Source organism: Spirulina subsalsa FACHB-351 (genome assembly GCF_026130165.1).
Classification (GTDB): Bacteria; Cyanobacteriota; Cyanobacteriia; order Cyanobacteriales; family Spirulinaceae; genus Spirulina_A; species Spirulina_A subsalsa_A.
In genome coordinates, this window is sequence record NZ_JAIHOM010000232.1 from 1 (window position 1) to 2,627 (window position 2,627).

Sequence of the window (2,627 nt, forward strand, 5' to 3'; positions counted from 1 at the left end):
CTGCTCCCCCTCTCCCCCGCTCCCCGACTGATTCAGTAAGCCCTATGAATGTGTCTACCCTGTTGACTCCTCCCCTGCTCTGGCTTGGTTTGCTCCTCCTCGCGACGGTCGTGGCTATGGTCTGCCGATGGTTGCCCTTGGGGTTTCGGGTGCTGTTTTTGGCGGTTGGATTGGGGTTAGGGATGCTTACCCCTGGACCAATTCCCCCCGGATTTACCCCCCATCTCCTACTCTGGCTCTGTTTACCTGCCTTATTATTTCAAGGAGCTTTTACGCTCAATGCCTCGTTTTTTCGCCAATATCGCTTTCCGACCCTAATCTGGGCGATTTTAGGTTTTCTCCTCTCAACCTGCCTGTTTGGGGTCATTTTGGCACAGTTGACGGGGTTAAATTTGACCCCTGCTCTGGTTTTAGGGGGACTGGTAACAGCCACGGACCCGACGGGACTCTTAGAGCGGTTAAAACGTCTGGATACGCCGCACCAAGTCCAGACGGTGGCTCAGGGGGAAGGGTTATATAATCAACTCACTCTGATTCTGTTGTTGCCTTTGCTGTTGAGGGGGGAGGGTTTTGAGGCTTTGACGGGGGCGGAATGGATGGGGTTGGGTCAAGTGCTGGTGTTGGGCATTGCTGGGGGCAGTTTGGGGGGGGTGTTGCTGACGGTGCTGTTGTTATGGACTAAGGAGCAACCTTGGACAATGGCCCTGTTGTCTCTGTTTCTGGTTTATGGGGGATATACCCTCTGGGAATTGGGGGGAACGGGGGCGGGGGCTTTAGGGGTGGTTAGTGCGGGGTTAGTCACCCAACAGGGATTAGCCCACAATCTCGCGCCCTCCCATCGGGCCTATTTACACAGTCTCTGGGACTATGGGGGGAATTTGGCTCGGGCTGGGGTGACGTTGGTGCTGGGGTGGCGGGTGGTTCAGGGATGGTCTGGGGGGGCTGACCTGATGTTGCTCTGGGTAGGGGGGGGCGCGGTGGTGTTAACTTTGTTGCTTCGTCCTTTGCTGTTGTGGGGGTTTTTCGCGGGGTTGAATAAGATTCGGGATTTAAGTGCGATCGCCTTTCCTCAACAAACGCTACTGATTACAACGGGACTCCCGAGTTCCGTGGGTTTCTTACTCGCCCTCAATCTTCCCCCCACCTTAGAACAGCGTGATGTGATTCTGCTTCTCTTGATTGGGGTGAGTTTAGTTCGGTTTCTGCTCTTTCCCCCGCTTCTAGGTTGGGTGATTCGGCAACAGGAGCTACAATCCCCTCGTTTACTGAAGCAAGTGGAAAAAGCTCAAGCCTTGCTGACCAGTCAACGGGCTGCCCTGAATCAAATTCCTCTGCTTAAGCAAATTTCCGCCCTAGATCCGGCGGTGATTCAACACTTTACCCAAAACTACAATGAGGGGGTGTATCAAGGATCTCAGGCGTTAGAGAGTTTGTGGGGCGATCGCCGTCATGTCCTGCAAATCCCTGAAACCCTTTGGCTCTACACCCTCACCCTCGAACGGGCTGGGTATCAACAACTCTATGAAGGGGGGTTACTCTCGGAATTCGCCCTCGATAAACTAGAACTGCGAATTTTGCTGAAACACGATGCCATCCAGGCCGGATTTATCCCCCCTCCCTTCTTCTCCGTCCGCCCCAGCGAAACCCCTTGGCAAAGGTGGCTGTACCGGGTGTTGGGATGGCTTATTTTCCGCCCCCAACTGCTCCAAAACCACCGTCAAACGGTCGCTGATGCCAAATATGAGGCCGACCTTGCGATCGCCCATGTTTGCGCCCAAATCGCCCAAACCCTGCGCCAACTCCAAGCTGAAACCGACCTGCGCGCCGACCTAGTAGAACGCTGTGCCAACACCTATCAAGAAGATAGCGTCATCGCTACCCAACAACTGGAAACCGTCGCCAAATACACCCCCCACCTCGCCCGGCAGCGTCAACAATCCCTCATCGAGCGCGTCACCCGTCTGAGCGAACTAGAAACCCTCTACTTACTGGAACAAGAAGGCATCCTACGCTCTCCTTTAGCCGTCCTCCTGCGTCAACAAATCGCCCGCCGCAACCGCCAAAATTTAACCCGTCGCGAGTCTTAAACTCCCCGTTTAATCACTTTTTAGAACCAAGTTCCCGAATGCCCTGCGGTACTTAGGGGCTTACTGAATAACTCTACCTCAAAAAGATGTAAATATAGCGACCGTAATCATGACCGATTCAAGCAAAATCTCTCAGCCGGTAAAAGCCCCCTTAAAAGATTTAGCCCTCATCTTTCTCCGTTTAGGAACTATTGCCTTTGGCGGTCCGGCGGCTCATATTGCTATGATCGACCAAGAAATAGTAGAACGTCGCCAAATGTTCTTTCTGGAATACTTTTCTCCGATATTTAGTCACCAACACAATATGAACAGTAAGATTAAACGTAGCCCTGCGGGTCTTAGAGTAATTGGCTTCCATAGCTATTGGCAGATTGTACGGTGAGATGATATAATGATAATATAACACATTGAGAGGTCGAGTCAATGCGAGTCATGGAGTTTAAGGTTAAAGCTAAACCAAAACAACAAGTCGCTATCCTAGAAGCTATTAGAATAGGACAGTTCATTCGGAATAAATGTCTTAGACTCTGGATGGATTCC

1 protein-coding gene and 3 pseudogenes are annotated in these 2,627 nt (G+C 52.0%); 3 read left to right on the forward strand and 1 reads right to left on the reverse strand.

Annotated elements, in window-relative coordinates; translation table 11 throughout:
• Positions 1-44 precede the first annotated feature (44 nt).
• On the forward strand, positions 45-2,087 hold the full coding sequence (locus K4A83_RS22495) for a cation:proton antiporter domain-containing protein (protein WP_265266956.1): 2,043 nt from the start codon (positions 45-47) through the stop codon (positions 2,085-2,087).
• Positions 2,088-2,196: 109 nt separating this feature from the next.
• Positions 2,197-2,343, forward strand: a pseudogene (locus tag K4A83_RS23810) (chromate transporter); the annotation flags it as partial.
• Here the strand turns inward: K4A83_RS23810 and K4A83_RS23815 are convergent.
• Positions 2,341-2,445: pseudogene (locus K4A83_RS23815) on the reverse strand (transposase); the annotation flags it as partial. The pseudogenes K4A83_RS23810 and K4A83_RS23815 sit on opposite strands and share 3 nt — an antisense overlap.
• 65 nt (positions 2,446-2,510) lie before the next feature.
• Here K4A83_RS23815 and K4A83_RS23820 point away from each other — a divergent pair.
• A pseudogene (locus tag K4A83_RS23820) lies at positions 2,511-2,627 on the forward strand (RNA-guided endonuclease InsQ/TnpB family protein); the annotation flags it as partial.